The organism is Lonsdalea iberica (assembly GCF_002111585.1).
In the GTDB taxonomy this organism is placed as follows: domain Bacteria; phylum Pseudomonadota; class Gammaproteobacteria; order Enterobacterales; family Enterobacteriaceae; genus Lonsdalea; species Lonsdalea iberica.
The window spans coordinates 1-1,067 of sequence record NZ_LUTP01000116.1 but is presented as its reverse complement, the minus strand read 5'-3'; the positions used below and the strand labels follow the sequence as shown (position 1 = coordinate 1,067).

Here is a 1,067-nt window from a genome sequence, read left to right as displayed (position 1 = left end):
GTCCGCCATCAACCTTAAAGGTCGCTGGCTGGAGGAGTTGGGCTTTATGACCGGGATGCCGATCACCGTGACGGTGGAGCGGGGCAGACTGGTGATTGAGACGGAGATTTATGTCTGATCGTTGCACTTAACAGCAGGTAAAATAAAGCCGGAAGGCTCGTTGGGATCACTTCCGGCTTTTTATTTATATCTACAAACTATCTTTTATCCATTTATCTTCAACTGGGCTAAATCGTTCTTTTTTATCAACGCGCCACTCATCATTTTTATAATGAAGTGTGTAACGGTATTTATTTTTTAATCGATTTAGTTGATCAGTATAAATAACTACTTTCTTACCTTTGGTTTCGACATTCTCAATAGGCTGATTATCAGCATCATACTCAGGAGGTTCCCCGCAATGTAATGATGCCTGCCTACCTATTTTTCTATCTCTAATAGTACAGAACTTTAAGAAGATAGCATCTATCTCCTCCTGTGCTTTTTTTTGTTCTTCAATGCCTCCTTCTCTCATAGGAATGAGATTATTTTTCTCCCATTGATTCATAGCAGCAAAAAAATTCAATAGTACATCTATCGGTTCATCTGATGTGTTCATCATATATTCCTAAAGAAGTCGCCTAATACCCTAGAGCCATTTTGATAGACATCATATTGAACCCCCGTGGGGCGCAATCCACCGTTGGCATATTTAAACGTCCATTCAATATCTACGGCACCATGTTGGCTAATATAATCCCTGACCGACTTCTCAAACATCCGATAATCGCCACGGTTAATGTTTGATAGCTGAGGAAACAGATTTCCCTTGCCGCCTTGACCACCCAGTACTTTACCAAGGATATGGCCAGCATCGTCGCCCGGCAGACCTATAGCTTTAATAGCATCTCTCGCACTCGAGTTTACGGCTGTACCTGTTTTTAAATCTGCTGGCGATACAGTAGCCCGTGCTGAGGCGATCTCACCATTTGCACCACGCGTAATGGTTGGACACTTCGCCAACCCAAACGGATCTATCCAATCAACTGGGTTATGAACATATCCGTAATTACTCTCACCCCCCAGCA

General features: G+C 42.9%; 3 protein-coding genes. 1 reads left to right on the top strand and 2 read right to left on the bottom strand.

What is annotated here, in order from left to right:
• A partial coding sequence (locus tag AU511_RS16965) for a SymE family type I addiction module toxin (RefSeq protein WP_139829432.1) occupies positions 1-118 on the top strand: 118 nt, incomplete at its 5' end.
• Between the two features lie 72 nt (positions 119-190).
• Here AU511_RS16965 and AU511_RS16960 read toward each other — a convergent pair.
• Positions 191-598 carry a RhsIA family immunity protein gene (locus AU511_RS16960; protein ID WP_167372061.1) on the bottom strand — a complete coding sequence of 136 codons (408 nt, stop codon included), beginning with the start codon at positions 596-598 and terminating at the stop codon, positions 191-193.
• Positions 598-1,067: DNA/RNA non-specific endonuclease (locus AU511_RS16955; RefSeq protein WP_205756493.1), on the bottom strand; the 470-nt coding region annotated here is incomplete at its 5' end. The genes AU511_RS16960 and AU511_RS16955, both read right to left, overlap by 1 nt.

Coding starts and splice junctions, on each gene's coding strand:
- AU511_RS16960 (WP_167372061.1), bottom strand. CDS start 598: ATGAACACATCAGATGAACCGATAGATGTACTATTGAATTTTTTTGCT.